This window comes from Microbacterium cucumeris, assembly GCF_058349845.2.
Window position 1 is genome coordinate 209,807 of sequence record NZ_JBYRIZ020000004.1, and the last position, 24,988, is coordinate 234,794.

At 70.4% G+C, this 24,988-nt stretch carries 27 protein-coding genes and 1 riboswitch; of the genes, 10 read left to right on the forward strand and 17 right to left on the reverse strand.

What is annotated here, in order from left to right; genetic code table 11:
- Positions 1-47 precede the first annotated feature (47 nt).
- Positions 48-1,973, reverse strand: coding sequence for a D-alanyl-D-alanine carboxypeptidase family protein (locus tag AC3RXZ_RS12650; RefSeq protein ID WP_491494263.1), 1,926 nt, complete (start codon positions 1,971-1,973; stop codon positions 48-50).
- Between the two features lie 60 nt (positions 1,974-2,033).
- A riboswitch (TPP riboswitch) is annotated at positions 2,034-2,143 on the forward strand.
- On the opposite strand from AC3RXZ_RS12650, the gene AC3RXZ_RS12655 reads away from it, so the two are divergent.
- From AC3RXZ_RS12655 to AC3RXZ_RS12665, 3 genes are all read left to right on the forward strand, one after another.
- Entirely contained in the window at positions 2,136-2,789 is a 654-nt protein-coding gene (locus AC3RXZ_RS12655; protein ID WP_491494264.1) for an ECF transporter S component, read from the forward strand. It overlaps the preceding riboswitch by 8 nt.
- 7 nt (positions 2,790-2,796) lie before the next feature.
- Entirely contained in the window at positions 2,797-4,254 is a 1,458-nt protein-coding gene (locus AC3RXZ_RS12660) for an ABC transporter ATP-binding protein (protein WP_243229420.1), read from the forward strand.
- Positions 4,251-5,048 carry an energy-coupling factor transporter transmembrane component T family protein gene (locus AC3RXZ_RS12665; protein WP_243229421.1) on the forward strand — a complete coding sequence of 266 codons (798 nt, stop codon included), beginning with the start codon at positions 4,251-4,253 and terminating at the stop codon, positions 5,046-5,048. Before AC3RXZ_RS12660 ends, AC3RXZ_RS12665 begins: the two co-directional genes overlap by 4 nt.
- Position 5,049: 1 nt before the next feature.
- Here AC3RXZ_RS12665 and AC3RXZ_RS12670 read toward each other — a convergent pair whose 3' ends face one another.
- Positions 5,050-5,775 (reverse strand): aminoglycoside 3'-phosphotransferase, encoded by a 726-nt coding sequence (locus AC3RXZ_RS12670; RefSeq protein ID WP_243229423.1) that lies wholly within the window; start codon positions 5,773-5,775, stop codon positions 5,050-5,052.
- Complete coding sequence (locus AC3RXZ_RS12675; protein ID WP_491494265.1) at positions 5,772-6,131, reverse strand: DUF488 domain-containing protein; 360 nt, start codon at positions 6,129-6,131, stop codon at positions 5,772-5,774. The genes AC3RXZ_RS12670 and AC3RXZ_RS12675 overlap by 4 nt, the downstream gene beginning before the upstream one ends.
- Positions 6,132-6,228: 97 nt before the next feature.
- Here AC3RXZ_RS12675 and AC3RXZ_RS12680 point away from each other — a divergent pair, with 97 nt between their 5' ends.
- Both AC3RXZ_RS12680 and AC3RXZ_RS12685 read left to right on the forward strand, forming a co-directional pair.
- Positions 6,229-6,990, forward strand: coding sequence for an SDR family NAD(P)-dependent oxidoreductase (locus AC3RXZ_RS12680; RefSeq protein WP_491494266.1), 762 nt, complete (start codon positions 6,229-6,231; stop codon positions 6,988-6,990).
- A gap of 14 nt (positions 6,991-7,004) precedes the next feature.
- Complete coding sequence (locus AC3RXZ_RS12685; RefSeq protein WP_491494267.1) at positions 7,005-7,835, forward strand: SDR family oxidoreductase; 831 nt, start codon at positions 7,005-7,007, stop codon at positions 7,833-7,835.
- Positions 7,836-7,972: 137 nt separating this feature from the next.
- Here AC3RXZ_RS12685 and AC3RXZ_RS12690 read toward each other — a convergent pair whose 3' ends face one another.
- From AC3RXZ_RS12690 to AC3RXZ_RS12705, 4 genes are all read right to left on the reverse strand, one after another.
- Positions 7,973-8,704: a sulfite exporter TauE/SafE family protein gene (locus tag AC3RXZ_RS12690; RefSeq protein ID WP_243229430.1), complete on the reverse strand. Its 732-nt coding sequence runs from the start codon at positions 8,702-8,704 to the stop codon at positions 7,973-7,975.
- Positions 8,701-9,297 (reverse strand): ankyrin repeat domain-containing protein, encoded by a 597-nt coding sequence (locus AC3RXZ_RS12695; protein ID WP_243229432.1) that lies wholly within the window; start codon positions 9,295-9,297, stop codon positions 8,701-8,703. The genes AC3RXZ_RS12690 and AC3RXZ_RS12695 overlap by 4 nt, the downstream gene beginning before the upstream one ends.
- A gap of 9 nt (positions 9,298-9,306) precedes the next feature.
- Positions 9,307-9,945: a bifunctional 4-hydroxy-2-oxoglutarate aldolase/2-dehydro-3-deoxy-phosphogluconate aldolase gene (locus tag AC3RXZ_RS12700; RefSeq protein ID WP_491494268.1), complete on the reverse strand. Its 639-nt coding sequence runs from the start codon at positions 9,943-9,945 to the stop codon at positions 9,307-9,309.
- 62 nt (positions 9,946-10,007) lie between these two features.
- Positions 10,008-10,469, reverse strand: a complete 462-nt coding sequence (locus AC3RXZ_RS12705; RefSeq protein WP_491494269.1) for a hypothetical protein — start codon at positions 10,467-10,469, stop codon at positions 10,008-10,010.
- A gap of 62 nt (positions 10,470-10,531) precedes the next feature.
- Between AC3RXZ_RS12705 and rlmN the strand changes: the two genes are divergently transcribed.
- On the forward strand, positions 10,532-11,815 hold the full coding sequence (gene rlmN, locus AC3RXZ_RS12710; protein WP_491494270.1) for a dual-specificity RNA methyltransferase RlmN: 1,284 nt from the start codon (positions 10,532-10,534) through the stop codon (positions 11,813-11,815).
- Positions 11,816-12,028: 213 nt separating this feature from the next.
- Here the strand turns inward: rlmN and AC3RXZ_RS12715 are convergent, their stop codons facing one another.
- Positions 12,029-12,448, reverse strand: coding sequence for a hypothetical protein (locus AC3RXZ_RS12715; RefSeq protein WP_243229438.1), 420 nt, complete (start codon positions 12,446-12,448; stop codon positions 12,029-12,031).
- 19 nt (positions 12,449-12,467) lie between these two features.
- On the opposite strand from AC3RXZ_RS12715, the gene AC3RXZ_RS12720 reads away from it, so the two are divergent.
- The gene (locus tag AC3RXZ_RS12720) at positions 12,468-13,916 is read left to right on the forward strand and encodes an aminotransferase-like domain-containing protein (RefSeq protein WP_243229440.1); all 1,449 of its coding nucleotides are present in this window, start codon (positions 12,468-12,470) and stop codon (positions 13,914-13,916) included.
- Positions 13,917-13,964: 48 nt separating this feature from the next.
- Here AC3RXZ_RS12720 and AC3RXZ_RS12725 read toward each other — a convergent pair whose 3' ends face one another.
- Genes AC3RXZ_RS12725 through AC3RXZ_RS12740 form a run of 4 tightly spaced genes read right to left on the reverse strand, consistent with a single transcriptional unit; the run spans position 13,965 to position 18,381 of the window.
- Complete coding sequence (locus tag AC3RXZ_RS12725) at positions 13,965-14,864, reverse strand: carbohydrate ABC transporter permease (protein ID WP_243229442.1); 900 nt, start codon at positions 14,862-14,864, stop codon at positions 13,965-13,967.
- Positions 14,861-15,811 (reverse strand): carbohydrate ABC transporter permease, encoded by a 951-nt coding sequence (locus AC3RXZ_RS12730; RefSeq protein WP_243229443.1) that lies wholly within the window; start codon positions 15,809-15,811, stop codon positions 14,861-14,863. Before AC3RXZ_RS12730 ends, AC3RXZ_RS12725 begins: the two co-directional genes overlap by 4 nt.
- Positions 15,812-15,815: 4 nt before the next feature.
- A complete protein-coding gene (locus AC3RXZ_RS12735) occupies positions 15,816-17,123 on the reverse strand; it encodes an ABC transporter substrate-binding protein (RefSeq protein WP_243229444.1) in 1,308 nt (435 codons plus the stop codon).
- 31 nt (positions 17,124-17,154) lie between these two features.
- On the reverse strand, positions 17,155-18,381 hold the full coding sequence (locus AC3RXZ_RS12740; RefSeq protein WP_243229447.1) for an aminotransferase class V-fold PLP-dependent enzyme: 1,227 nt from the start codon (positions 18,379-18,381) through the stop codon (positions 17,155-17,157).
- Positions 18,382-18,544: 163 nt separating this feature from the next.
- Here AC3RXZ_RS12740 and AC3RXZ_RS12745 point away from each other — a divergent pair, with 163 nt between their 5' ends.
- Both AC3RXZ_RS12745 and AC3RXZ_RS12750 read left to right on the forward strand, forming a co-directional pair.
- Complete coding sequence (locus AC3RXZ_RS12745; RefSeq protein ID WP_491494271.1) at positions 18,545-19,237, forward strand: FadR/GntR family transcriptional regulator; 693 nt, start codon at positions 18,545-18,547, stop codon at positions 19,235-19,237.
- Between the two features lie 54 nt (positions 19,238-19,291).
- The gene (locus tag AC3RXZ_RS12750; protein WP_491494272.1) at positions 19,292-20,305 is read left to right on the forward strand and encodes an aldo/keto reductase family protein; all 1,014 of its coding nucleotides are present in this window, start codon (positions 19,292-19,294) and stop codon (positions 20,303-20,305) included.
- Positions 20,306-20,444: 139 nt separating this feature from the next.
- On the opposite strand, the gene AC3RXZ_RS12755 is transcribed toward AC3RXZ_RS12750, so the two are convergent.
- Genes AC3RXZ_RS12755 through AC3RXZ_RS12775 form a run of 5 tightly spaced genes read right to left on the reverse strand, consistent with a single transcriptional unit; the run spans position 20,445 to position 24,220 of the window.
- Positions 20,445-20,954: a glycine cleavage system transcriptional repressor gene (locus tag AC3RXZ_RS12755; RefSeq protein ID WP_243229453.1), complete on the reverse strand. Its 510-nt coding sequence runs from the start codon at positions 20,952-20,954 to the stop codon at positions 20,445-20,447.
- A gap of 16 nt (positions 20,955-20,970) precedes the next feature.
- A complete protein-coding gene (gene cds1 / locus AC3RXZ_RS12760) occupies positions 20,971-22,032 on the reverse strand; it encodes an L-cysteine desulfhydrase Cds1 (RefSeq protein WP_491494273.1) in 1,062 nt (353 codons plus the stop codon).
- A 19-nt stretch (positions 22,033-22,051) separates the two neighbouring features.
- A complete protein-coding gene (locus AC3RXZ_RS12765) occupies positions 22,052-22,864 on the reverse strand; it encodes a GntR family transcriptional regulator (protein WP_243229456.1) in 813 nt (270 codons plus the stop codon).
- 1 nt (position 22,865) lies between these two features.
- Positions 22,866-23,264, reverse strand: coding sequence for a D-ribose pyranase (gene rbsD / locus AC3RXZ_RS12770; RefSeq protein ID WP_243229457.1), 399 nt, complete (start codon positions 23,262-23,264; stop codon positions 22,866-22,868).
- A gap of 11 nt (positions 23,265-23,275) precedes the next feature.
- Positions 23,276-24,220, reverse strand: a complete 945-nt coding sequence (locus tag AC3RXZ_RS12775; protein WP_491494274.1) for a ribokinase — start codon at positions 24,218-24,220, stop codon at positions 23,276-23,278.
- Between the two features lie 94 nt (positions 24,221-24,314).
- Here AC3RXZ_RS12775 and AC3RXZ_RS12780 point away from each other — a divergent pair, with 94 nt between their 5' ends.
- Positions 24,315-24,986 (forward strand): transaldolase family protein, encoded by a 672-nt coding sequence (locus AC3RXZ_RS12780; protein WP_491494275.1) that lies wholly within the window; start codon positions 24,315-24,317, stop codon positions 24,984-24,986.
- The last annotated feature ends 2 nt before the right edge of the window (positions 24,987-24,988 follow it).

Genomic DNA, 24,988 nt, shown 5'->3' on the forward strand with positions numbered 1-24,988 from the left:
GAAGAGGCCGCCACCCGGAGGGGTGGCGGCCTCTTCGCGTAAGGCGATCAGTCGGTGATGCCGAACAGCTCGAACGGGTGCGTGAGCCGCCACCACGCGCTCGGCGGCTCGATCTCCTCGGCGAGGACGACCGGCACCTCGACCGAGTCCAGCGGTCCCGTGACCGTCAGGGTGCCGACTGCGTCATCCGCCTCGGTGGCATCGCCGAGGTCGAACACGACCTCGGCGGTCGGCGCGGCCGAGTTCCACAGCACGACGGCCGCGTCGGCATCCGTCACGACGTCCGCACTCGCTCCCCACGGGGTGCTCACCTCGCCGACGACGGTCTCGGCGGCGACAGCGGGGCCCTGCGCCTGCAGCGCCGCCTCCACCTGCGCGTACAGCGCCCGGCTCGCCTCCAGACGCTCGTCGTCGCCGTCCTGACCGAGCACCGAGGCGTACAGGCGCACCGTGGTGTCGCCGACTGTGACGTCCTTGCCGCTGAGCAGGTTGTAGTCCCCGTCCAGCGATCCGGTCTTCACGCCGACGAATCCCGGCTCTCCGAGAAGCCCGTTCGAGTTCGTCACGAGACCCGCGCCGGGGAGCTCCACCGAGGCCGTTCCGACGATCTCCGCGAACACCGGATTCGCCATGGCGATCGACGCGAGCTTCGTCAGTGATGCGGGGGAGGCGACGTTCCCCTCGTTGCGGCCGGACGGCGTCACGATCGTGATGTCGCTGAGCCCCCGCGCGGCGAGCCACTGCTCGGCGGCGTCGGCGAAGGCGCTGTCCGATCCCCAGATCTCGTCCGAGAGCCGGTCGATGTAGTTGTTCGCCGACCCGAGCAGAACGCCCTGCAGCATCTGGTACTCCGTGAGCGTCCCGTCGACCGGAACGTCCAGCGCGGACTGGTCGTCGCGGCGGTACGACCAGTAGTCGAGCGTGTCTCCGTAGTCGAACGCGTACTCCGGCCCCTGCTCGCCCGGCTTCAGCGGTCGCTCCTCCAGCACCAGCATGACCGAGACGACCTTCGTCACGCTCGCGATCGGTGCCCGATCTCCGGTGGACGACGCCGTCCCGATGCCGTCCACGCTGATCGCGGCACTGCCGTCGGCGGGCCAGGTCACCGCGGCGGCCTCGGCCGCGACCGGTTCCACCGCGACGGCCTCGACCGTCGGCGGGAGCTCATGAAGCGGCCACAGCAGCGCCGTGGCGGAATAGGCGACGGCGAGCGCGACCAGGGTCCCCAGCGGAACCAGAATGCCCGGGCGCAGGATGCCGCGCCGCGGGGCGCCCACCAGGAGGTCGGGCCCGTCGTCGCGGTCGGTCGACGTGTCGATCGCAGCGGCCCCGCTCGCCGCGGCCACCGCGAGCGGATCGACCCAGAGCAGCGCGGTCGCGGGAGAGTTCTCGTCCGCCCAGGCGGCGGGACGCTCCATCGCGGTGTCCGCGGCCAGGAGAGCGGCGACCTCCGCGGTGTCGTCGTCGCGGGCGTCCGCGTCGGTCTCGGCCGCGCCGCCTGCTTCCGCGTCGGAGACGATCACGGTCGCGGGTGTCTCGCCGGTCTCGGGATCGGACACGATGGCGGTCGCGGGTGCCTCGCTGGTCGCGGCGTCGGAATCCTGCGTCACGTCGATCGGAACCTCGATGCCGGTGCCGGGCCCTGCATCCGACGCGATCGCGGTCTCCGCATCCGTCGTGACGTCACTGCCGGCCTCGGACAGGACCCGGACATCGCCAGCCGGCGCCGCGACGGTCGCGGCATCCGCCGTCGAATCGGTCGCGGCGTCGTCATCGGTCAGGACCGCGGTCTCGGGATCCGGAACAGCGTCGGACCCGACGTCCGCGGCATCGCCCGCAGCCTGCTCGGACGCGGCCTCGGGTTCCGCGGATGCGCCGCTCGAACCGGTCGCCGCCCCGTCCACGATCATGCGCCGACGACGCTCCCGGCGCGTCAGGGCGCCGCCGCCGTCGGTCTGCTCGTCGAGGGTCACCCGCATACGCTACCGAATCCGCATGTGACTCCCCCGTATTGGCATCGGAGTAAGATCGTGCTCACAACCCACGGGAGTCCGGCGAGCCGGGCTGAGAGGAAGCGATCCGCGCTTCGACCGTCGAACCTGATCCGGATCATGCCGGCGCAGGGAGGAGAACAGATGAGTACGTCCACGCCCGCACCCGCTTCGAACGAAGCATCCGTCGCAGCATCCGCCGGTGCGCATCCCTGGCGCTGGCGCGTCGTCGACATCGTCGTCGCCGCCGTCCTGGGGGTCGCGCTCGGCCTGGTGTTCTGGGGCTGGAACACGATCGGCTACGCCTGGTTCGGCGCCGCCGACGCGCTCACCCCCGGTCTCGGCGGGATCGCCGTGGGCATCTGGCTGCTCGGCGGCGTCGTCGGCGGGCTCGTCATCCGCAAGCCCGGAGCGGCCCTCGTCGTCGAGCTCGTCGCGGCCATCGTCTCGATGATGATCGGCAACGTGTGGGGCGTCTCGACCGTGCTCTCCGGCCTGGTGCAGGGCCTGGGTGCCGAGCTCGTCTTCGCGCTGTTCCTCTACCGTCGCTTCGGCATCGTCGTCGCCATGCTCGCCGGGGCGGGCGCGGGGGCCGCGGCCTGGATCTTCGAGCTCTTCTACGGCAGCTCGCCGAACATCCTGAAGTCGCTCGAGTTCAACACCATCTACCTCACCACCGTCGTGATCTCGGGCGCGATCCTGGCCGGCATCGTCGGTTGGCTGCTCGTGCGCGCTCTGGCCGTGACCGGTGCACTGAACCGCTTCGCGGCCGGGCGAGAGCTCGTCCGCGAAGTCTGAGGGCGGGATGAGTGCCGCCCGGCCGGCTCGGGTGCAGGCCACGGGCTGGGGATGGCGATACGCCGGCCGCAGGCTTCCGGCCGTGAGCGACGTCTCCTTCACGATCGAGCCGGGGGAGCGCGTGCTGCTGCTCGGCGCGTCCGGGGCGGGCAAGTCGACGCTGCTGGCCGGGATCGCCGGCGTCCTCGGCGACGCGGATGAGGGTGTGCGCACCGGGACCCTGCTGATCGACGGCGCCGCGCCGGAGTCCTCGCGCGGTCGAACCGGTCTGGTCCTGCAGGATCCGGATGCCGGGATCGTGCTGTCCACCGTGGCCGACGACGTCGCCTTCGGCTGCGAGAACCTCGGCGTTCCGGCATCCGAGATCCCCGGGCGCGTGTCGGAGGCGCTCGCCGCCGCCGGTCTCGATGTGCCGCTCGGCCGTCCGACCAAGGCGCTCTCGGGCGGACAGAAGCAGCGCCTGGTCCTCGCCGGTGCTCTCGCCATGCGCCCCGGCCTCCTGCTGCTGGACGAGCCGACCGCCAATCTGGACCCCGTCGGCGTGCAGGAGGTGCGAGCGAGCGTCGAGCGGGCCGTGGACGAGACCGGCGCCACCCTCGTCGTCGTCGAGCATCGCACGCCGGTCTGGGTCGACCTCATGACACGCGTGATCGTCCTCGCCGCCGACGGCGGGCTGCTGGCCGACGGCGCCCCCGCCCGCGTCTTCGCCGAGCACGGCCCGGCGCTCGCCGACGCGGGCGTGTGGGTGCCGGATGCCGGGATCGAGCTGCCCGCCCTGCCGGACGCCACCGGCGACGCCGTGCTGTCGGCGTCCGAGCTCACGATCGCGCGGGACGCGCGCAGCCCCGTCCAGAGCGGGCTGGACGTGCGCGTTCCTCGGGGAGCCGCGACCGTCGTCACGGGGGCGAACGGTGCGGGCAAGTCCACTCTCGCCCTCACCCTCGCCGGACTCATCCCCGAGCGGGACGGCGAAGTGCTCGCCGCGGAGGATCTGGCAGGACGTCGCGGGCGGCGACCCTTCCGGTGGTCCTCCCGCGAGCTCCTCACCCGCATCGGCACCGTCTTCCAGGAGCCTGAGCATCAGTTCCTCACGCAGACCCTGCGGGACGAGCTGGCGGTGGGCCCGAAGGCGCTGGGCTGGGATCGCGCGCGGACGGACGCCGTCGTCGACGCACTGCTCGAACGACTGGACCTCGCGCCCCTCGCCCTGGCGAACCCGTTCACGCTGTCCGGCGGCCAGAAGCGCCGGCTGTCCGTCGCGACGGTGCTCGCGGCATCCCCGGCGGTCATCGTCCTGGATGAGCCGACCTTCGGGCAGGACCGGAAGGGATGGATATCCCTCGTGTCCCTGCTGCAGGAGGAGATCGCCCGCGGGCGCTCGATCATCGCCGTCACGCACGACGAGGGTGTGACACAGCATCTCGGCGGGCACCGCATCGAGCTGGAGAGGCGGGTGGCCGCATGACCGGCACACTGCACGCGCTCCGCGCAGAGACCCGGGAGTCCCTCTGGCTGGACGGAGTGAACCCGGTGACGAAGCTCCTCCTCGCCCTCGTGCTGTCGGTGCCGCTGTTCGCCTCGATCGACGTGACCAGCGCGCTCGTGGCGATCGCCCTGCAGCTGCTGTGCCTGCCGCTGACCGGTCTGAGCCTCGGCACCGTCCTCCGGCGCCTGCTGCCCATCGCGATCTTCGCTCCGATCGCCGGGGTCAGTATGCTGCTGTACGCCGAACCCGCAGGCCGCGTCTACTGGACCTTCGGATTCGCGACCATCAGCGACGACTCGATCGCGCTGGCGGTCGCCGTGAGCCTGCGCGTGCTGGCGCTCGGCCTTCCGACCATCCTGCTCTTCGGTCGCACGGACCCGACCGAGCTCGCCGACGCGCTCTCGCAGGTCGCCCGGCTGCCCAGCCGGTTCGTGCTCGGCATCCTGGCGGGGACCCGCATGCTGGGACTGTTCCTCGACGACTGGCGCACGATGGCACTCGCCCGGAGGGCGCGCGGCGTCGGCGACGCCGGGGCCCTGCGGCGGTTCTTCTCGATGGCGTTCGTGCTGCTCGTGTTCGCGGTGCGCCGCGGGACCAAGCTCGCCATGGCGATGGAGGCGCGCGGCTTCGGCTCCGGCATCCCGCGCACGTGGGCGCGCCCCTCGCGCCTGCACGGTCGGGATGCCGTGGCGCTCGTGGGTGGGCTGGCGATCATGGCACTGGCGATCGCCGCCGCGATCGCCGTCGGCAGCTTCCGCTTCGTGTGGAGCTGACTCAGCTCGCGTTCCACAGGTCGCGGTAGTAGGCGAGCCGTTCGCGGTCCGGCTCGACGCCGTAGGCGGCGATGAGGGCGTCCTCCCACCCGGGACCCACGTTCCATTCGGTGCTCATCGAGGCGACGGCGATGTCCGCCCACCGGTCACCGACACCGAGCGCGGCGAGGTCGACGTGCGCGAGCGGTCGCCCGTCGTCACCGACCAGCGTGTTCGGCATGCACGCGTCACCGTGACAGACGACGAGCCGGTCGATCTCCGGTGCGTCGTGCAGCGCTTCGGGGATGCGGATGCCGCGGCGAGCGGCGTTCTCGAATCGGCTCTCGACGCTCCACTCCCATGGGCACTCGGCGACGGGCAGGGCGTCGTGCAGCCGCCGCAGCCCGAGGCCGACGGCGCGCACCGCGGCTTCCGGTTCGGCGATCCAGCGCGGGTCCACGGCGCTGCGGCCGGATATCGCGGCTGTGACGAGCCATTCGTGCTCGGCATCCTGGTCCTGCTCCAGCACTTCGGGAACCAGGATCCAGCGCCGCGTCCACCGCATCCGCTCGGCCTCGTCGCGCATGTTCGCCTCAGCGTCCCGAGGACCCCACTTGATGTAGCGGTCGTCGTCCGTGCGGAAGGTGAGCCCGCCGATCCCGTTCTCCCACACGGGCGTCAGCGCGGCGCCGCGCGCGAGCGCGCGCACGCGGCCGGGGACGGCGATGGAGGCGGCGGGGATCGTCACAGCAGCTCGCGCAGCGCCTCATCGAGCACGACGGCGTGATTGTGCTCGGTGTCGTGCGCGGCGTAGACGAGAGTCACGACCGGATGCCGCTTCACGACGTCCGCGAGCTCGCGCAGCGCCGGCGCGCTCTCGTCGGCGAGCTGGGCGCGGTAGCGGTCCGCGTACTCGGCCCACTCGGCATCCGGTGCGGCGTGCCACGCCTTGCGCAACTCCGGGCTCGGGGCGGTGTCCTTGTCCCACAGATCGATCGCGGCGCGCTCCTTCGAGACGCCGCGCGGCCAGAGCCGATCGACGAGCACGCGGAACCCGTCGGAGGGTTCGGCGGTGTCGTAGGCTCGCTTGCGACGCAGTTCCATGACTCCAGCCAACACCGCCGCGTTCGCCGGCGCCAGCCTGGAACTCGGAACCGCGTAAGCTGGAACTGAGTTGCACGATCGTTCGAAGGAGAACAGCATGCAGATCCAGGGATCGGGTGCCCTCGTCACCGGAGGCGCCTCCGGTCTGGGCCTGGCCACCGCCCGCGCTCTCGCGGCATCGGGGGCGCACGTCACCCTGCTGGACCTCCCCGGCTCGGCCGGCGCCGCCCTGGCTGCGGAACTGGGGGGCGCCTTCGCGCCGGGGGACGTCACGAGCCCCGAGGATGCTGCGGCCGCCGTCGCGCTGGCGGACACCGAGGCCCCGCTGCGCATCCTCGTCAACTGCGCCGGCATCGCTCCGCCGGCCAAGGTGCTGGATCGCGACGGCGAACCGAACGCGCTGGCGGACTTCGAGCGGATCATCCGCATCAACCTCGTCGGCACGTACAACGTGCTCTCGCAGGCGTCGGCGGTGATGGCGAGGCAGGAGCCGACGGCGTCCGGCGACCGCGGCGTCATCGTGAACACGGCGAGCGTGGCGGCCTTCGACGGCCAGATCGGCCAGCCCGCCTACGCCGCCTCCAAGGGCGGTGTGCACGCCATGACACTGCCGGTCGCCCGCGAGCTCGCCCGTCACGGCATCCGGGTGTGCACGATCGCCCCCGGGATCATGGAGACGCCGATGGTGGCGGGGCTGCCCGAAGCGGCCCAGGCGTCGCTCGGCGAGCAGGTGCCCTACCCCGCTCGCCTGGGCCGGCCGGACGAGTACGCCGGCCTCGTGACGCACATCGTCGAGAACGGGTACCTGAACGGCGAGACCATCCGCCTGGACGGCGCCATCCGCATGGCCCCGAAGTGAACGCGAGGAGAGACATGACTCTGGCAGGAAAGACCATCCTGATGTCGGGCGGCAGCCGCGGCATCGGCCTCGCGATCGCGCTGCGCGCTGCGGCGGACGGGGCGAACATCGCGATGCTCGCGAAGACCGACACCCCGCATCCGAAGCTCGAGGGCACGATCCACACCGCCGCCGAGCAGATCCGCGCGGCGGGAGGTCAGGCCCTGCCGATCGTCGGCGACGTGCGGGAGGACGACGACATCACCGAGGCCGTGCTCAAGACCGTCGGAGAGTTCGGCGGCGTCGACATCGTCATCAACAACGCCAGCGTGATCGACCTGTCCCGTTCGCTCGATCTCTCCGCGAAGAAGTACGACCTCATGCAGGACGTCAACGTCCGCGGCACGTTCATGCTGTCGCGCGCCGCGATCCCGCAGCTGCGGGAGGCCGAGAACCCCCACATCCTGTCGCTGTCGCCACCCCTGAACCCGACCCCGAAGTGGCTCGGCGCGCACGCCGGTTACTCGCTCGCGAAGTTCGGCATGACCATGGTGACGCTCGGGCTCGCGGCGGAGTTCGCCGGGGACGGCATCGCCGCGAACACCCTCTGGCCGCGCACGACCATCGCGACCGCGGCCGTGCAGAACCTGCTGGGCGGCGACAAGGTCATGGCTGCGAGCCGTACCGCCGACATCTATGCGGATGCCGCGTACTCCGTGCTGACGACGCCCGCGCGCGAGCGCACCGGTCAGAGCCTCATCGTCGAGGACGTGCTGGAAGCCGACGGGGTGACGGACTTCTCCCGCTACGCGGCGGTGCCCGGCACTCCCGACAGCGCGCTCTTCCCCGACATCTTCCTCGACTGAGCGGGTCACCCTCGCCGGCGCCCTCCCCCTCGGGTTCTGCTACACCTTTCGACTATTGCGCCTGTTGTTTCCTGTCGCAGACGCGGAAAGGTGTAGCAGAACCGGGGGTGGCGGTGGCGGCGGTGGTGGTGGTCGGGTCAGAACAGCAGGTAGACGGCGCCGACGATCGTCAGGACGATCACGAGGCGATCGAACAGCTGCTGCGGCATCCGCTTGGCGAGCCGGAGGCCCACCAGCGCGCCGACGACGACCAGGGGTGCGAGCAGCAGATCCATCACGAGCACCTCGGGTGTGAAGAGTCCGATTCCGGCGAGGAACGGCACCTTCACCAGGTTCACGATCGCGAAGAACCACGCCGAGGTGCCCAGGAACACCTGCACCGTCGTGCGGGTCGCCAGGAAGTACATGGACATCACCGGTCCGCCCGCGTTCGCGACCATCGTGGTGAAGCCGGCCAGCGTCCCGTACGACGCGCCGACCAGCATCCCACCGGCGGGCCGGGAATCCCGATGGCGGCGCCAGAGCGTGACCGCGATCATGAGCAGCAGGATGATGCCGATCGCCCGTCGCACGATGGCGTCGTCCGCGTAGGCGAGGAACAGGAAACCGACCACGAGGCCGGCCACCACCGCCGGCGCGAGCCGCAGCAGGGTCGGCCAGTGCGCGTGCCTGCGGTACGCGATCAGGGCGAACACATCGCCGACGATGAACAGCAGCAGCATCGCGGCGGTCGAGGTGCGCGCCGGGAGGACGGCGGCGAACAGCACGACCGACACCGTGGCGCTGCCGGGGATCGCCGTCTTCCCCAGTCCCGCGATCAGCGCCGCGAGCGCAAGCAGAGCCCAGGCCAGCGGAGCGAGATCGATCATCGGGCGCGGTCGATCTCGGCGACGATCGCCTCGAATCCGCGCTCGGCGGCGAGGGCGCGCGGCGAGACGCCGTGCCCGTCGGGGATCGCCGTGTCCGCCCCGGCCGCGAGCAGCGTGCGGACGACCTCGACGTAGGTGGCGGACCCGTCGCCGAGGACGATCGCCTCGTGCAGGGCGGTCCAGCCCAGATCGTTGACGTGGTCCACGTCGATGCCTGCCGCCAGCAGGATGCGGATCGTCGACAGCAGGCCGCGTTCGCACGCCGGGATCAGGGCCGTGCCGCCGAAGCGGTTGGTGCTGGAGAGGTCGGCGCCGTTGGCGAGCGTCAGGGCGAGGATCTCGTCGTGGCCGCGGGCCCCGGCGTACAGATACGCGGAATCCTGGATGTCGTCCTTCGCGTTGACGTCTGCGCCGGCGTCGATGAGCGCGCGCGCCGCCTCGACATGGTTCCGCTTGGTCGCCAGCACGAGCGCCGTCATGCCGCCTTCACCGCGCGCCTCGACGGCTGCGCCGGCTTCGAGCGCGGCGCGCACGGCGGGGGCGTCGCCGCGCGCCGCAGCGACCAGCAGGGCCGTGTCCTCGGTCCGTGTCATAGCCGGCGCTCAGGCGCGGACGGCCGCGAGGGCCGCGGTGAAGCGCTCGGCGCGCTCGGTGATGTCGGCCCAGTCCGAGCTCTTGATCGACGAGGCGTTCGCCAGGTCCCCGCCGGCGCCGACCGCGACCGCTCCCGCCGCGAACCAGTCCGACAGGTTGTCCGGGTTCACGCCGCCTGTGGGCATGAGCGGGGCGTCCGGGAACGGGCCGCGCAGTGCGCCGAGGTACGACGGGCCGCCGAGGGAGGCGGGGAAGACCTTCACCACGTCGACGCCCAGGGCGAGTGCACCCATGACCTCGGTGGGGGTCATGGCGCCGGTCATGACGACGCGGCCGGTGTCGAGCATGGCACGAGTGAGGTCCGGCAGGGTGCCGGGGCTCACGAGGAACTCGGCGCCCGCGTCCGCGGCCGCCGCAGCCTGATCGATCGTCGTGACCGTCCCGGCGCCGATGTACGCGGCGTCGCCGTGCCGCGCGATGAGCTCACGGATCACGGCCGGCGCGTCCGGCGTGGAGTACGTGACCTCGATCCCCGTGACGCCGCCGCGGATGATCGCCTCGGACGCCTCGAGGGCGAGCTCCGGCGAGGGGGCGCGGAGCACGGCGAGGACGCCGGTGGCGCGGGCGCGGGCGAGGCGGTCGGTCATGGTTCTCCTTCATCGGGGGGATGTGGATCCATTGTCTCACCCGGAAGGCCTGTCATTACAGGTCAGCCTTGGCCGGGCGTCCAGGAGTCGACGCGGTCCTTGGACTCCTTCAGCCCCCACCCGGTGCGTTCGCGTAGCAGCTTGATCGCCTCGATCGTGCGACCGGCGGCGAGGAGAGCGTCGACCTCCGAGACGACGTCCGCCGGCAGGTCGGAACCCGCGGACGTCGCGATCGGGATGGCTGTCGTGGCGGGTGCGGTCCAGCGCTCGACGCGATCCTTGGCCTCCTGCAGGCTCATCCCCGGGGTAGCGTCGCGCAGCACCTTGATGGCGCGGATGGTCTGCCCCTCGGCGATCAGGCGATCGATCTCGGCGGTCGTCGCGGCATCCGGGCCGGTCGAAGGGCCGCTCGGAGGAGCCGCCGTCGTCGGCGGGGTCGGGACCTTCGGGCGCATCGACTTCCCGAGAACGGCGAAGAGCACGATCACGACGACGACGCCGAGGAGAATCCAGATCCATTCCACGCCGTCAGTCTACGGAGGCTCGACCCGCGGTCTCCCAGGCGTCACGCCGTACCCTGGATGACATGACCGACATCTCCCGTGCCCCGCGCCGCCCCGGCGCCCCGCGTCCGACGGCTGCGGCATCCGGCACGCCGCAGGTGCGGCCCGCGACCGAGGGGTGGACGCAGAAGAAGGATGCCGAGGGACGACCGCTCCTGCAGTTCGCGAGCCCCAAGCGCGGCAAGCCTCCCGTGCACCTCGCCGACCTCACGCCGGCCGAGCGCGTCGAGAAGGTCACCGAACTCGGCCTCCCCGGCTTCCGCGCCAAGCAGCTGGCCATGCACTACTTCCGCCACTACACCTCCGACCCGGCCGAGATGACCGATCTCCCCGCCGGCATCCGCGACGAGCTGGTCGGAGGGCTCCTGCCTCCGCTCATGACCGAGGTCCGTCGTCTCGAGACCGATCGTGGGGACACCATCAAGTTCCTGTGGCGCCTGCACGACGGCGCTCTGGTCGAGTCGGTGCTCATGCGCTATCCGGGCCGGATCACGCTGTGCGTGTCGAGCCAGGCCGGATGCGGCATGAACTGCCCGTTCTGCGCGACCGGGCAGGCAGGGCTCACCCGCAACATGTCGGCGGCCGAGATCATCGAGCAGGTCGTGCGCGCGAACCGCGCCATCGCGAACGGCGAGCTGGGCGGCAAGAAGCGCGACGACCACTCCCTCGAGCGCGTGAGCAACATCGTCTTCATGGGCATGGGCGAGCCGATGGCCAACTACAACCGGGTCATGCACGCCGTGCGCACCATGGTCGCGCCGCAGCCCGAAGGACTCGGCATGAGCGCCCGCGGGATCACCGTCTCGACGGTCGGGCTCGTGCCCGCGATCCGCAAGCTCGCCGCGGAGGACATCCCGGTGACCTTCGCGCTGTCGCTGCACGCTCCGGACGACGAGCTGCGCGACGAGCTCATCCCGGTGAACTCGCGCTGGAAGGTCGACGAGGCCCTGGATGCCGCGCGCGAGTACTTCGACAAGACAGGACGCCGCGTGTCGATCGAGTACGCGCTCATCAAGGACATGAACGACCATGCGTGGCGCGCCGACCTGCTCGCGGACAAGCTCAACGCCCGCGGACGCGGGTGGGTGCACGTCAATCCCATCCCGCTGAACCCGACGCCGGGATCCATCTGGACCTCGTCCGAGCCCGACGTGCAGAACGAGTTCGTGCGCCGGCTCAACGACGCGGGCATCCCGACGACCCTCCGCGACACCCGTGGCAAGGAGATCGACGGCGCCTGCGGGCAGCTCGTCGCCACGACCGAGGATGTTGCCGCGGCCGAGGTCAATGCGGCGCAGCCGCGTTGAGGTCGGCCGGGGCAAGGTTGAGCGAGCGCAGCGAGTCGAAACCCGAAGTTCTCGAGGTCAATGCGGCGCAGCCGCGTTGAGGTCGGCCGGGGCAAGGTTGAGCGAGCGCAGCGAGTCGAAACCCCAAGTTCCCGAGGTCGATGCGGCGCCCCCGTACGTCACCCGACCCCGTGGGGGCTCAGGCCGCAGAATCCGTCGCTCCGCGGTCCTGTCTCATCGTTCAGGTCGCGGAATCTGCCGCTGAACCCGCGCTGGACCGACAGTTTTCGCGACCGGAAGGCGGGTGTCCACGACCGGAACGACGGTTTCCGCGACCGGAACGCGCCCGTCCAGGATCTCGCCGACCGTGTGCGCGCGCAGCGCGGGATGCCGCGACACCTGCACGGCGATCGACCGCACCAGGCTGACGATCGCGGGTTCGCGCGTCATCCGCGATCCCTCCAGTGTGGCGTCGAGTTCGATCGTCCAGCGACTGCCGGTGAGGGCCTCCTCGATGGCGCGCAGAGCCGGCCGCACGGTCGGGTCGCTCAGGCGGGCATCGTCGGCGCCGAACCAATCCAATAGTCCTTCGATGGTCCAATCTTGGGAAATCGGCCCAGCAATTGGCGAATTAGCGACGATCGGGAGACTCATTGGACCAGAATCCATGGATATGAGCATCGGGAACAGTGCCAATCAGCGGCTGGTGGATCATCGGACGGCCACGGTCGATTCCGCAGCGCTCGCCGCGCGCCTGGGGCGGTGGTCGCAGGGCGACGGCACGCTGTCCGCACGGCTGGCGCACGGCATCCGCGCCCTCGTCGACACCGGCGAACTGCGACCGGGGGACCGGCTGCCGGCCGAGCGCACGCTCGCTGCCGTGATCTCTGTGTCGCGCGGCACGGTCGTCGCCGCCTACGCCGAGCTCGCGGAGCGCGGCGCCGTGGAGAGGAGGCAGGGCAGCGGGACGCGCATCTCGGGGTCACCCGTCTCCCGACCGGGGCGAGCGGGGCGGGGCGAGGCGCTGTTCTCGTCGCTGCCGAATGCGATCGACCTGCTGCGCACGGTGCCGCAGATCCCCGAGACCGGAGTCGAGATCATCCGGACCCACCGGCCGCGCCTCGAGTTCGCACTGCTGCCGGAGACGGATCCGGCGGGCCTGGCGATGCTGCGCGAGCAGATCGCGGACATGTTCACCGTCGAGGGGACGCCGACCTCACCGGAGCAGATCCTCGTGACGCACGGCGCCCAGCAGGCGATCAGCCTGGTGGTCAACGCGCTCGTGGGTCCGGGTGACGTGGTCCTCGCCGAGGAGGTCACCTGGCCCGGAGTGACCGACTCGGTGGCCCTGCGCGGCGGCGTCGTGCAGGGCATCCCGATGGGCGACGACGGTCTGGACGTCGAGGCCCTCGAAGTGGCGATCGCCCGGCTGAGACCCGCTCTGGTCGCGCTGAATCCACACCACCACAACCCGACCGGAACGCGGATGCCGCCCGCCGAACGCCGGCGCGTCGCCGACCTCGCCGCCCGGTACGGCGTGCCGGTCGTCGAGGACCGGGTGGTCGCCGGCATCTCGTTCGACGGCGTCGTGCCGCCCTCGCTCGCGGCGGAACGACCGGATGCCCCGGTGATCGTCGTCGAGTCGGTGTCGAAGTGGGCATGGGCGGGGCTGCGCGTGGGATGGCTTCGTGCGGATCCGGTGCTGGTCCGCCGACTGCGCGGCGCCCGTCAGCTCGCAGACCAGTCAACGAGCGTGCCGGCGCAGCTGCTGGCCGGCGATCTCCTCGCGCACGCCTCGGACCTGAAGCGCGAGGTGTCCCGCGCGCACCAGGAGCGTCTGCGCCTACTGCTGAGACTGATGGCCGAGCATCTGCCCGAGTGGACGTTCCGGGCTCCGCGCGGCGGCCTGTCGCTGTGGGCCGCCATCCCGTCCGGATCGGCCGACGCGTTCGCCCGCGTCGCCGCCATGCACGGCGTCTCGGTCGCGGGGAGCGCCGAGTTCGCGGCGTCAACGTCTCCTGACGATCACATCCGGATCCCGTTCACCGCGCCGGACGAGGTCCTCTCCGAGGGGATCCGCCGCCTCGGAGACGCGTGGCGGGACTACCGGGAGACTCTGTGAGCGGGCACGGCCCCGGCCACGGCGCGGAGCGCCGCGACCGGGGACCCCTCACTCCTTGACCGCGCCCGCCGTGAGCCCCTGCACGATCCAGCGGCTCGCGAGGGCGAACATCACCATGGTGGGCAGGATCGTCACGACGGCGGCCGCCGACAGCGATCCCCAGTCGACATTGAACGTCGAGATGAACCCGTTGAGGGTCGCGGGGATCGTGCGGTTCTCGGTCGAGTGGATGAGCACGACCGACAGGAACAGCTCGTTCCAGCAGTTCACGAAGTTGAAGATGAACGCGGCGATGATGCCCGGTGTCAGCACCGGGACGAGCACCCGGAACAGCGCGCCGAGCCGCGAGCATCCGTCGATCATGGCCGCTTCCTCGAGCGCGACCGGGACGTTCTCGAAGAAGCCCCGGAGCATGACCGTGGAGAACGGGATGCAGATGGCGATGTACACGAGGATCAGGCCGAACCTGGTGTCCACGAGCCCGAGGTTCGACATCATCGAGTACAGCGGGCCGAGGGCGATGAACGCCGGGATCATCTGCGTCAGCAGGAACGCGACGAGCACGGCGCCCTTGCTGCGGAACTCGAACCGGGAGAGCACGAACGCGCTGAGCAGCGCGATCAGGGTCGCGACGAGACCCGCGCTGAGCGAGACGACGGCCGAGTTCATCAGGAACACGCCGAAGTCGTTGAACTCGAACAGGTTGAGGTAGTTCTGCACCGACGGGTCGCTCGGCCAGTATTCGATCGGGAACACGTTGACGGTCTGGGGCGACTTGAACGACGTCAGCGCGATCCAGTACAGCGGGAACAGCGTGATGACCAGCCAGAGTCCGAGTCCGACGAAGCGGAGCGCACCCCCGACGGTGGGGCGCCGGCGGGGCTGGCGGATCTTGGTGCGACCCGTGACGACGGCGGCCGTGGCTTCCGGAGCGACGATGGTGGTCATCTCTTCACCTTCCGCATGGCCAGGAGGTAGAACGCGCAGAAGACCAGCAGGAACGCGACCACGATCAGTCCGATCGCGCTGGCGAGCCCGTAGTTGCCCTTCTGGGTGTAGTTGATCATCCAGGTCGTGATGATGTGCGTCTGGTTCGCGGGTCCGCCCTGGGTCATCGCCCAGATGATGTCGGGGAAGTTGAAGATCCAGATGATCCGCAGCAGCACGGTCAGCAGCAGCGTCATCGAGATGTACGGGACGATGATCGAGAACAGCTGACGCAGCTTGCCGGCGCCGTCGAGGCTCGCCGCCTCCAGCATCTCGTCGGGGACCGACTGGAGCGCGGCGAGGATCATGATGGCGAAGAAGGTCACGCCGTACCAGACGTTCGCGATGATGACGGCGGTCATGGCGAGTTTCGGGTCGGCGAGCCACGGCAGCGGCGCGTCGATGAGACCGACCTTCATCAGCAGGTCGTTGATGACCCCGAACTCGGCGTTGAACATCCAGCGGAACAGCAGCCCGATGAGGAAGCCGGACACAGCCCAGGGGAAGAACACCAGCGCCTGGTACAGCCCGCGGAAGCGGAACCGCTTGCGGAGGGCGAGCGCGATGAGGAAGCCGATGACGAACTGCGGCACGAGCGAGCACACCACCCAGAGGACCGAGTTCCAGGCGATCTGAGGGAACACCGGATCGCTGAGGATCGTCACGAAGTTGTCGAACCCGACGAACGGCGTCGACGTGAGGTCCCAGAGGTTCCAGTCGTGGAACGCCATACCGGCGCCCTGAAGCATCGGGTAGTAGGTGAACCAGCAGACGAACAGGATGGCCGGGGAGAGGAATGCGAGGATCGTCCAGGCCTGACGGCGCCCGAAGGTGCGTCGGCCGGGCCGGGCCGGGGGAGCCCCGCCGGCGGAGCCGGCGGAGCGTCCCGTGCGGGTGAGCTGCGTCATGCGATCAGTCCTCGGTGGCGTACTTGTCGACCCAGTAGGCATCCCAGGACTCGAGCAGCTCCGACGTGCTCATGTTGCCGAGCAGCACGTTCTGCACATCCTGATCCGACTTCTGGATCCACTCCGTCCACCAGCTGACGCCGCGCGGCTGCTGCACGTTGATGTACGTCTCGGGATCCTCGGTCATCGTGACGTAGCTCGTCCACGGGCCGGAGGCGTAGAACTCGTCGTCGGATGCTGCGGCGATGATCGGCACCAGGCTGTTCGCCTGGGCGAACTCGGTGGCCGGCTCCGCCGACGACAGGAACTCGACGAGCTTCACCGCGGCATCCTTGTGCTCGCTCGCCTCGGCGACGCCCCATCCCGCCACCGCGAGCGGTTGGGCGGCTTTGCCGGACGGCCCGACGAGCAGCGGCGCGGTGTCCCACTGATCCTCGGTCAGATTCGACGCCTGGACCGTCGCGATGACCTCCGGGTCCTGCAGCAGGAACGCCGTCGACCCGTTCGTGAAGCCGGCGACCATCTCGGGATAGCCCCACGAGACCGCCGACGGCGGCGAGGCCTGCTCGAACAGTGCGAAGTAGTCGTCGACCGCCTCCTGCGCCTCCGGGGCGGAGAAGATCGTCGAGCCGTCCTCGAGGAGGAACGCGTTCGACGTGTCCAGGTCGTCGATGACGTAGGCCTCGATCGCGGCGACGACGTTCGTGTTGCCGTTCTGCCCGCCGCGGAACGCGTACCCGTACACGTTGTTTGCGGGGTCCTGGATGGCGGACGCCTGCTCCAGGAGGTCCTTCCAGCTGTGCGGAGGTCCGTCGAACCCGGCCTCCTCGACCAGGTCGGTGCGATAGAACAGCGACAGGCCGTAGAACCCGTACGGGATGAACAGGCTCTCGCCGTCCCCCTCGGCGACCGTCCGCGCGTTCTCGGTGAGTGCGTCCCAGCCTTCCCAGTCGGCGAGGTCGTCCGTCATGTCGTAGAGCCAGCCGTTGTTCGAGAAGGGGCCGACCGTGATGTCGCGGACCTCGAGGACGTCCACGCCCTTGCCGGACTGGAGCATCTGCTGGATCGTCTGGTCGGCCTGCTCGGTCGGAGGGGAGACGAGCTCGACGGTGATGTCCGGGTTGGCCGCCTCGAAGTCGTCGAGCAGACCGCGGATGACCTCGGTGCGGGCCGGGTTGGTCAGGCTCTCCACCATCTGGAGCGTGACGGTGCCGTCGGCGCTCTCTGAGCCGCCGCCGGCGGAGCAGGCGGTGAGCCCCAGCAGGGCGACGGTGCCCATGCCGACGGCTGTCGTCAGTCGGGTGCGCTTCATGACATACCTCTTTCTCGTGTGTTTCGGGGATTCAGGAAGCCGCGGCGGTGATGCCGGCGCGGCGCAGGATCTCAGGGACGCAGCGTTCGACGAAGGCGTCGAAATCGCTCGTCTCGGTGTAGAGGTGCACGGAGAGGCGGAAGTAGCCGCGTCCCTCGAAGCTCGTGAAGGCCGTCTCGACTCCCGCGGCATCGAACAGCGTCATGCGCAGGGCGTCCGCCTCCTCGCGGGTGCTCCCCAGCCCGTCCGGAAGCCGGATGAGCCGCATCGAGTCGACCGGCATCGGCAGGTGCACCCTGGCGTCCTCCGCGACATAGGGCTGGAGGGCCGCTGCGATCCGATCGGCGCCCTCGTCCGCCAGGGCGGACATGGTGCGCCGTGTCTGCGCCCAGCCGTGCTCGCGCTCGATGAAGTCGATGGCCGCCGAGGTGCTGAGGTACGTCGTCGCGTCGATGGTCCCCTGCGTGTCGAAGCGGTCGGGATAGGCCTCGCCCCCGCCCCACGAATCGATCAGGGGCCACAGGTCCTGCCGATCGTCGGCGCGGGTGACGAGGAGGGCGGAGCCGCGCGGTGCGCACGGCCACTTGTGCATGTTGCCGAACCACCAGTCGCCTCCGCCCGCCTTCGCGGCGTCGGCGACGAGTCCGGGCGCGTGCGCCCCGTCGACGAGCACACGCGCTCCGCGCTCGTGCGCGAGCTCGGCGATGCGCCGGGTCGGCAGGAGCCGGGCCGTGGGCGAGGTGATCTGGTCCACCACGATCAGGCGCGTGCGGACGCCCAGGGCGGCGCGGAACAGCTCCAGGATCTCCTCCTCCTCGGCGAGGAGGGGGATGCGCACCGTGCGCACGCGGGCACCGAACCGGCGCGCGAGTCGCGCGGCGCCCATCGTGATCGCGCCGTAGCCGTGGTCGGTCACGAGGATCTCGTCGTCGGCGTCGAGGGTCAGGCTGTTGAACACCACCGTCGCCGCGGCGGAGGCGTTCGGGACGAAGACGGCGTCCTCGGCTTCGGCCCCCACGAACGGCGCGACGGCCGACCGGGCCTGGGCCACGCGTTCCGCGATGCGCGGGAACCAGCCCACCGGGCTGCGATCCGCCTGGGCGCGCAGTTCGTCCTGGTGCCGCACGACCTCGGTCGGCACGGCGCCGAAGGAGCCGTGATTGAGGTGGACGATGTCGGGGTCCAGCGGCCAGGCGTCGCGAGCGCGCGCCCCGGAGGCGAGCTGCACCGGAGCAGCGGAAGACGTCATCTCGAGCATGCGGCCTCGTTCAGATCGGGGAACTTGTTGCACAACTGTGCCAGAGATCGCAAAAATTGGCACGTCTTGGGGGTAGATTTGACAAAGTCGTAATACAACTTGGTGAGATCGTCCGCCGGGCGGCAGACTCGGCTCACCATTGCGCGACAAGGAGACCGCACCCATGGGGGCACTGGACACGGCGTTGCACGGCTTGCGTGCACTCATCGCGGACGGCGAGCTCCGGCCCGGTGATCGGCTGCCCAGCGAGGGGGAGCTCTGCGAGCAGCTCGGCGTCTCCCGCGGTTCGCTCCGCGAGGCGATCCGCATGCTCGCCGCGCTGGGGGTGCTCGACACCCGGCACGGTTCGGGCAGCTACGTGAGCGATCTGCACGCCGCCGACCTCATCAAGGGACTGGGACTCACGGTGGGGCTGCTCCCGCTCGACTCCATCATCGAGCTCTACGAGATGCGGCGGGCCCTCGAGGCGCACGCCGCCAGCCTCGCGGCCGCGCGCATCGACGATGCGACCCTCGACCGCCTCGACGCCCTGCTCGCCGACCTCGAGGGCGTGACGGACGACGAGCAACTGTCCGAGCTCGACAACCAGTTCCACTCCGCCATCACGGCCGTCGCGGGCAACGACGCGCTCGCCAGCCTCGCCGACGTCCTGCGCGCGCGATCGCGTGCGTACCGGATCTTCGAGACGGAGGACGCCGCGCAGATCAAGATCCTCTCGGATACCGGGCACCGGGCGATCCTCAACGCTCTGGTCGCGCGCGATCCCGTCGCGGCGTCGGCGGCCGCGGCGGGGCACGTCGCGCAGACCGAGTTCTGGCTGCGCAAGCACCAGCGCCCCGCATCCGAAACACTGTGACCTCCGCCTCGGCATCCTGACCCCGGCAGGGTCGAGAGGCCCTAGCGTGGAGTCATGGTCAACTATCGTTATCTCGGCAACAGCGGTCTCAAGGTCTCGGAGATCACCTACGGCAACTGGGTCACGCACGCCTCGCAGGTCGGTGACGACGCGGCCGTGAAGACGGTCCACGCGGCACTGGATGCCGGCATCACCACGTTCGACACGGCGGACACGTACGCCAACACCGCCGCCGAGGTCGTGCTCGGCAAGGCCCTCGCCGGTCAGCGCCGCGAGGGGCTGGAGATCTTCACGAAGGTCTACTTCCCGACCGGTCCCAAGGGCCCCAACGACACCGGGCTCAGCCGCAAGCACATCCTCGAGTCGATCAACGGCTCCCTGAAGCGCCTCGGAACCGACTACGTCGACCTCTACCAGGCGCACCGGTTCGACTACGAGACGCCGCTGGAGGAGACGTTCCAGGCGTTCGCGGACATCGTCCGTCAGGGCAAGGCGCTGTACATCGGCGTCTCGGAGTGGACGGCGGAGCAGCTGCGCGACGGGCACGCGCTCGCCAAGCAGCTGGGCATCCAGCTCATCTCGAACCAGCCGCAGTACTCCATGCTGTGGCGCGTCATCGAGGGCAAGGTCGTCCCGGCATCCGAAGAGCTGGGGATCTCGCAGATCGTCTGGTCCCCGATGGCGCAGGGCGTGCTCAGCGGCAAGTACCTTCCCGGCCAGCCCGTGCCCGAGGGGTCGCGCGCCACGGACGAGAAGAGCGGCGCCGGGTTCATCCAGCGGTTCATGAACGACGAGACCCTCACAGCTGTGCAGCGGCTCAAGCCGATCGCGGAGGAGGCGGGACTCACGATGCCGCAGCTCGCGATCGCGTGGGTGCTGCAGAACCCCAACATCGCGGCGGCTCTCGTCGGCGCATCGCGTCCGGAGCAGCTCGCGGACACCGTAAAGGCGTCGGGAGTTACGCTCGATGCCGACACGCTCGCCGCGATCGACACGGCTCTCGGAGACGCCGTCTACGCCGACCCCGAGGACACCTACGGCGTCTCGCCGAAGTCGCGCCTGGTCTGAGGCGTCCGCCCGGCTCGCCCGCCGGCAGACCTCTCCTTCCCGACGAGACCCCGCCGTGTTCACGCGAATCCGGCGGGGTCTCGTCAATGCCGAGAGGTCTCAGCCGTCGCCGCGAGGGATCGGGCGCCGGCGCGACGGATCAGGCAAGGGTGATGTCGACCTGCAGCTCGGTCGTCAGGCGTTCGAGGTCCGCGCGCAGGGCCTCCAGATCGGCAGATGCCGGGACCTCCGCGACGACGCTCGCCTCGAACAGGCGGCCGCCGGCCATCGCGGCATCCCGCGTCTCGGTCGTCATCGTCTCGATGCTCAGCTCGTGCGCGCGCAGAACCGCGGAGACCTCCCGGACGATACCCGGCCGGTCGTTGCCGAGGATCTGCAACGCGACCGGACGAGCCGTTGCCTCGGGCTCGGCATCCGAGCCCGCGTGCACCGTGACGGTCAGCAGTCCGTCGAGCGCCTGGAGGGCCGACGTCAACTGCGCGCGACGGTCGTCCGGGACAGAGACCTGCACGACGCCCGCGAAGGCGCCGGCGAGCTCCGCCAGCTGACTGTTCTCCCAGTTGCCGCCGTGCGCATCGACGACATCGGCGACAGCGGCGACGAGTCCTGGCCGATCCGTGCCGACGACGGTGAGGATGAGCGTGGTCATGCCTGAAGCGTAGCCCTCACTCGCCCCAGATGCCCGTCTCGAGGAACCGATCCATGCGCGCGCGGTGCGGTGCGAGGTCCCAGCCCTGCGCCGCGACCCAGTCGTCGTCGTAGTAGGTCCCGGCGTAGCGCGCGCCGCCGTCGCAGATCAGTGTGACCACGCTTCCTGTCTCGCCGGCCGCGCGCATGCGCGCGATCAGCTGGAACGCGCCGACCAGGTTCGTACCGGTCGAGCCGCCGGCCCAGTGCATGGTCCGCTCCTGCAGCAGCCGGATCGCGGCGACGGAGGCGGCATCGGGGATCTGCAGCATCTCGTCGATCACGCCGGCGACGAAGGACGGCTCGACACGTGGCCGGCCGATCCCCTCGATGCGGCTCGGGCGGCCGGTCTTGTAGTCGGAGGCGCCGGTGCTCCAGCCGCCGTAGAACGCCGACCCCTCGGGATCCACCACGGCGACCCGGGTCTCGTGCCGGCGGTACCGCACGTAGCGTCCGAACGTCGCGCTCGTTCCGCCCGTACCGGCGCCGACGACGATCCACGACGGGATCGGATGCCGCTCCCGCTCCATCTGGCTGAACACGCTCTCGGCGATGTTGTTGTTGCCGCGCCAGTCCGTGGCTCGTTCGGCATACGTGAACTGGTCGAGGTAGTGGCCCCCGCACTCCGCGGCGAGGCGCTCGGCCTCGGGGTACATGTCGGGGGCGCGGTCGACGTAGTGGCAGCGTCCGCCGTAGAACTCGATCAGTTCGATCTTCTCCGGGCTCGTCGACCGGGGGACGACGGTGACGAAGTCGAGCCCGAGCATCCGTGCGAAATAGGCCTCCGACACGGCGGTCGAGCCGCTGGAGGCCTCGACGAGGGTCGTCCCCTCGTGGATGCGGCCGCCGACGAGTCCGTACAGGATGAGGGACCGGGCGAGCCGGTGCTTGAGCGACCCGGTCGGGTGCACCGATTCGTCCTTCAGGTACAGGTCGATGCCCCACTCGGCCGGGAGCGGGAAGACGTGCAGGTGCGTGTCGGCGCTGCGGTTCGCGTCGGCGTCCAGCAGAGCGATGGCGGTGCTGGTCCAGGTGGTCATGGGTTCGAGCGTAGCCGGGTCAGATCGCGACCGTTCCCGCGCGGGACGCCCCGCCCGCGCCGTCGATGTGCAGCAGCGACGCCTCGGACTGCTCCTGGCGCAGCTGGAACTCGAACCTCGATCGGTCGCCGCGGTGATGCGCGATGAAGTACTCGATCGGCCGGTCGTCGGCATCCCTGCTGATGCTGCGGAGCCGCAGCAGGGCGGACCCGGCGCTCACGCCGAGATGCAGGGCCTGCTCGTGGGTCGCGACGGTCGCCTCGGCCGAGCGCACGCCGTGGGTGGCGTGGATGCCGTGCTCGTCGAGCAGCCGGTACAGCGAGGCCTCGCTGAGATCAACGCCGAGGGTCACGGCGCCGACGGCTTCCGGCATCCAGGTCGTCGACAGCGACCAGGGCTCGCCGTCCACGTGGCGCAGTCGCTCGAGGACCACGACGGGCGACCCCGCCGGCACGTCGAGGGCCGCAGCGACCTCGTCATCGGCCTCCTCGCGCTCGTGGCGGAGGACGTCGCTGTGCACGTGACCGCCGCGTCGGGCGACGTCGTCGAACAGCCCGACCAGGGTGTGCACGAGGCTTTCGCTAGTCCGGGGGCGGGACACGAACGTGCCCTTGCCCTTGACGCGCTCGACCAGGCCCTCGTGCTCGAGCTGCGCGAGCGCCTGGCGCACCACCGTGCGCGAGATGCCGTAGCGCTCGCACAGCCGGTGCTCTCCGGGAAGGGGATCGCCGGGCTGGAGTCCGTCACGGGCGATCCCGTCGATGATCAGCTGACGCAGCTGGTCGTACATCGGGGCGGCGGAGTGCCGGTCGATCTCATCTGCGACGGGCATGTCAGTACGCCACCCCCGCCTGCAGGATCACGTTGGCGTACGGGGTGAACTCACCCGAGCGGACGAAGGCCCGTGCGTCGTGGGTGCGCTTCTTGAACTCGACGTGCGGAACGAGCTCGATCTCGATGCCGGGCAACCGCTCGCGCAGCGCCGCCAGCACCTGTGGGCTGACCTCCGCGACCTCGGCGGAGACCGTCGCGCCCTCGACGACCATCTCCGCCAGCACCGTGTCCAGCACGTCGAGGAAGGCGGGTGCGCCCGGACGGTAGGCGAGATCGATCCGCTCCGAGCCGGGCGGGATCGGCAGACCGGCGTCGGTGACGACGAGCAGATCGGTGTGCCCGGTCTCGCTGATGACCCTCGACAGCGCGGGATTGATGGTGGTGGCGGTCTTGCGCATCGGTGATCCGTTCAGCTGCGGGACGCGAGGAGCGCGTCCACGTCCGTGCGGCGGGGGAGACTGGGCGAGGCGCCCTGCTTGGTGACGGTGAGGGCGCCTGCCGCCGTGGCCAGGCGCACGGCCTCGGTGAGGGGCGCTCCGTTCGCGAGCGCGGCACCCAGGTAGCCCGCGTAGGCGTCGCCGGCCGCGGTGGTGTCGACCGCGTCGACGGGCAGCGGCGGGACGACGAATGTCCCCTCCGCCGTGATGACGCAGGAGCCCTGCGCCGCGAGCGTGATGACGGCGGCGCCGACTCCCCGCTCGAGGAACCAGCGTCCGGCCCTCTCGGCGGACGCGGCATCCGTGACCTCGATGCCGCTGATCAGCGACGCCTCGGTCTCGTTCGGGGTGACGATGTCGATGTCGGCCCAGACCTCGGCGGGCAGATCGGCGGCGGGCGCCGGATCGAGGATCACGGTGAACCCGAGCTCCCGGCCGCGCGCGGCGATGTGCGCGGTCAGCGCGGACGGCGTCTCGAGCTGGGTGAGCAGGACGGAGGTCGTGGGAGCGAGCGCCTCCAGTGCGGCGTCGATCTGCTCGGCGCTGAGATGCGCGTTCGCGAGCGGGACCATGACGATGTCGTTCTGGGCGGAGGCGTCCACGCGGATGTGCGCGATTCCGGTGGGGCCGGGAACCGTGCGCAGATGCGTCAGGTCGACGCCGGCGTCGGCGAGGCTGTCGACGACCAGGTCGTGGAACAGGTCGTCGCCGACGCAGCCGACGAAGCTCGTCCTGGCCCCGGCCAGGCCGGCCGCGACGGCCTGGTTCGCACCCTTGCCCCCGAGGAAGAGCGTGAACTCGTCGCCCAGGATCGTCTCGCCGCGGGCGGGGAGCCGCTCGGAGAAAGTGGTCACGTCGGCGGTCACGCTGCCGACGATGACGACGCCGCTTCTCTCATCGCGGGATGCGGGGGTCATTGCGCTCCTGATCGTGTTTGACTTCGCCGTCTGCTGTCATAACATTAGCCGAGATCCAACCTGTAACGACAGGTTCTGCGTCCCAGGAGATCCGATGATTCCTTCCGCCCCGGCCGCCCCGCGTCTGTACGTCGACAGCGCCGACGTCGAGCGCGTCTCGCGGCTGCTCGCCGCCGGTGTCGTGCATGGGGTGACGACGAATCCGACGATCCTCGAACGCGGAGGTCGCCGGGCGGCTGAGATCCCCGAACTGTACGCGCGCTGGGTCGAGGAGGGCGCCCGCGAGATCTTCTTCCAGACCTGGGGCGGCGATGCCGCGTCGTTCCTGCGCAATGCCGAGGGCATCCGCGCGCTGGGGGACCGGGTCGCCGTCAAGGTTCCGGCCACGGCCGACGGATTCGCCGCGGCATCCGCGCTCGTGCGCGACGGTGCGACGGTGCTCGTCACGGCCGTGTACTCGGTGGCGCAGGCGCTCGCGTGCGCGAGCATCGGTGCGCGGTACATCGCGCCCTATCTGGGACGGCTGAGGGATGCCGGGGTGGACGGCGATGCGCTCATCCCCGAGATGCAGGCGGTGTGCGCGGGGAGCGGGACGGATGTCCTCGCCGCCAGTCTCCGCTCGGCATCGGACATCGTGTCGCTGCGGCTGGCCGGGGTCCCGTACTTCACCGCCGCACCGGATGTCATCGACGAGATGCTCTTCCACGAGACGAGCGACGCCTCGGCGGCGGAGTTCGGCGCCGCGATGGGGCGCCTGGGGGCGTAAGC

What these genes read in the sequence shown, in the direction of transcription:
- AC3RXZ_RS12655 (WP_491494264.1), top strand. Translation starts at nt 2,136, where the DNA reads ATGAGTACGTCCACGCCCGCACCCGCTTCGAACGAAGCATCCGTCGCA.
- AC3RXZ_RS12660 (WP_243229420.1), top strand. Translation starts at nt 2,797, where the DNA reads ATGAGTGCCGCCCGGCCGGCTCGGGTGCAGGCCACGGGCTGGGGATGG.
- AC3RXZ_RS12665 (WP_243229421.1), top strand. Translation starts at nt 4,251, where the DNA reads ATGACCGGCACACTGCACGCGCTCCGCGCAGAGACCCGGGAGTCCCTC.
- AC3RXZ_RS12675 (WP_491494265.1), bottom strand. Translation starts at nt 6,131, where the DNA reads ATGGAACTGCGTCGCAAGCGAGCCTACGACACCGCCGAACCCTCCGAC.
- AC3RXZ_RS12680 (WP_491494266.1), top strand. Translation starts at nt 6,229, where the DNA reads ATGCAGATCCAGGGATCGGGTGCCCTCGTCACCGGAGGCGCCTCCGGT.
- AC3RXZ_RS12685 (WP_491494267.1), top strand. Translation starts at nt 7,005, where the DNA reads ATGACTCTGGCAGGAAAGACCATCCTGATGTCGGGCGGCAGCCGCGGC.
- AC3RXZ_RS12690 (WP_243229430.1), bottom strand. Translation starts at nt 8,704, where the DNA reads ATGATCGATCTCGCTCCGCTGGCCTGGGCTCTGCTTGCGCTCGCGGCG.
- AC3RXZ_RS12695 (WP_243229432.1), bottom strand. Translation starts at nt 9,297, where the DNA reads ATGACACGGACCGAGGACACGGCCCTGCTGGTCGCTGCGGCGCGCGGC.
- AC3RXZ_RS12700 (WP_491494268.1), bottom strand. Translation starts at nt 9,945, where the DNA reads ATGACCGACCGCCTCGCCCGCGCCCGCGCCACCGGCGTCCTCGCCGTG.
- rlmN (WP_491494270.1), top strand. Translation starts at nt 10,532, where the DNA reads ATGACCGACATCTCCCGTGCCCCGCGCCGCCCCGGCGCCCCGCGTCCG.
- AC3RXZ_RS12715 (WP_243229438.1), bottom strand. Translation starts at nt 12,448, where the DNA reads ATGAGTCTCCCGATCGTCGCTAATTCGCCAATTGCTGGGCCGATTTCC.
- AC3RXZ_RS12720 (WP_243229440.1), top strand. Translation starts at nt 12,468, where the DNA reads ATGAGCATCGGGAACAGTGCCAATCAGCGGCTGGTGGATCATCGGACG.
- AC3RXZ_RS12725 (WP_243229442.1), bottom strand. Translation starts at nt 14,864, where the DNA reads ATGACCACCATCGTCGCTCCGGAAGCCACGGCCGCCGTCGTCACGGGT.
- AC3RXZ_RS12730 (WP_243229443.1), bottom strand. Translation starts at nt 15,811, where the DNA reads ATGACGCAGCTCACCCGCACGGGACGCTCCGCCGGCTCCGCCGGCGGG.
- AC3RXZ_RS12735 (WP_243229444.1), bottom strand. Translation starts at nt 17,123, where the DNA reads ATGAAGCGCACCCGACTGACGACAGCCGTCGGCATGGGCACCGTCGCC.
- AC3RXZ_RS12740 (WP_243229447.1), bottom strand. Translation starts at nt 18,381, where the DNA reads ATGCTCGAGATGACGTCTTCCGCTGCTCCGGTGCAGCTCGCCTCCGGG.
- AC3RXZ_RS12745 (WP_491494271.1), top strand. Translation starts at nt 18,545, where the DNA reads ATGGGGGCACTGGACACGGCGTTGCACGGCTTGCGTGCACTCATCGCG.
- AC3RXZ_RS12750 (WP_491494272.1), top strand. Translation starts at nt 19,292, where the DNA reads ATGGTCAACTATCGTTATCTCGGCAACAGCGGTCTCAAGGTCTCGGAG.
- AC3RXZ_RS12755 (WP_243229453.1), bottom strand. Translation starts at nt 20,954, where the DNA reads ATGACCACGCTCATCCTCACCGTCGTCGGCACGGATCGGCCAGGACTC.
- cds1 (WP_491494273.1), bottom strand. Translation starts at nt 22,032, where the DNA reads ATGACCACCTGGACCAGCACCGCCATCGCTCTGCTGGACGCCGACGCG.
- AC3RXZ_RS12765 (WP_243229456.1), bottom strand. Translation starts at nt 22,864, where the DNA reads ATGCCCGTCGCAGATGAGATCGACCGGCACTCCGCCGCCCCGATGTAC.
- rbsD (WP_243229457.1), bottom strand. Translation starts at nt 23,264, where the DNA reads ATGCGCAAGACCGCCACCACCATCAATCCCGCGCTGTCGAGGGTCATC.
- AC3RXZ_RS12775 (WP_491494274.1), bottom strand. Translation starts at nt 24,220, where the DNA reads ATGACCCCCGCATCCCGCGATGAGAGAAGCGGCGTCGTCATCGTCGGC.
- AC3RXZ_RS12780 (WP_491494275.1), top strand. Translation starts at nt 24,315, where the DNA reads ATGATTCCTTCCGCCCCGGCCGCCCCGCGTCTGTACGTCGACAGCGCC.